This is a genomic window from Kitasatospora sp. NPDC004240 (assembly GCF_053603215.1).
This window is the reverse complement of sequence record NZ_JBSGFD010000458.1, coordinates 1-1,100: the sequence shown is the minus strand read 5'-3', so window position 1 is coordinate 1,100 and position 1,100 is coordinate 1. Positions and strand designations below refer to the sequence as shown.

The 1,100-nt window shown below is 68.9% G+C and carries 1 protein-coding gene; it reads left to right on the top strand.

Going from position 1 to position 1,100, the window contains the following annotated elements; translation table 11 throughout:
- Nucleotides 1-1,067: right-handed parallel beta-helix repeat-containing protein (locus ACWEQL_RS42505; RefSeq protein ID WP_452156999.1), on the top strand; the 1,067-nt coding region annotated here is incomplete at its 5' end.
- Between the last annotated feature and the right edge of the window lie 33 nt (nucleotides 1,068-1,100).

The following is a 1,100-nucleotide window of genomic DNA, read 5'->3' as shown; positions in this document are numbered from 1 at the left end:
ACGCCACCAAGTGGTCCAACGGCATCCAGCTGCGCGTCTCCGGCACCACCACGCCGACCAACTTCGACGACGCCGTCGTCCAGAACTCCCGCATCACCAACGTCGACCGCGAAGGCCTCACCAACCGCTCCACCTGGATGTGCCGCCCCCAGTACGGCAGGACCGACGGCTGCGACGTCACCCCGCCCAACTGGCGCGCGAACACCCGGCTGGTCTTCCGCGGCAACACCATCAGCAACACCGGCGGCGACGGCATCGTCGCACGGGTCACCGACCACGCCCTGATCGAGCACAACCACGTGTACGACATCGCCATGCGCCCGATGGGCTCCAACGTCGGTATCTGGCCGATCAACTCCGACGACGCGCTGATCCAGTACAACGAGGTCCACCACGTCCGCAAGCTGCCGGGCAACGGTGACGGCCAGTCCTTCGACTCCGACTACGGCAACAACCGGGCCGTCTTCCAGTACAACCACAGCCACGACAACGAGGGCGGCTTCATGCTCTTCTGCGGCGGCTGCGGATCGGGCGCGACCACCAACGACACCGTGGTGCGCTACAACCTCAGCCGCAACGACGGCGGCCGGATCTTCGACGTCACCCGGGACAACGACGCCCGCGTGTACAACAACACGGTCTACCTGCCCGAAGGATCGACCACTTCGATCGTCTGGCAGCGCTCGGCCGCCGACACCATGGTCCTGAGCGGCAACATCTTCTACAACCTGGGCACCGGCGGCTACACCGGCCCGAGGTACAACCCCGCCGACTTCCTCTGGCTCGGCAACACCTTCTACGGCAACCACCCGGCCAACGAGCCCGTCGACCCCGCGAAGAACACCGCGGACCCGCGCCTGCTCAACCCGGGCGGCACCGCGGCCGCCGACTACCGCCTGCACCCCGGCTCACCGGCCCGCCGGGCCGGCGTCCCCGTCGCCGACAACGGCGGCCGGGACTACTTCGGCACACCCGTCCCCCGGTACTGCCGACCCGACGCCGGCTTCCACCAGTTCAGCCACTTCGCAGACAACGGCTGCCTCACCTCCGGCCTCGCCCGGGACTGACCCCCGCGCCCGGTGCGGCCACGCCGCACCGGG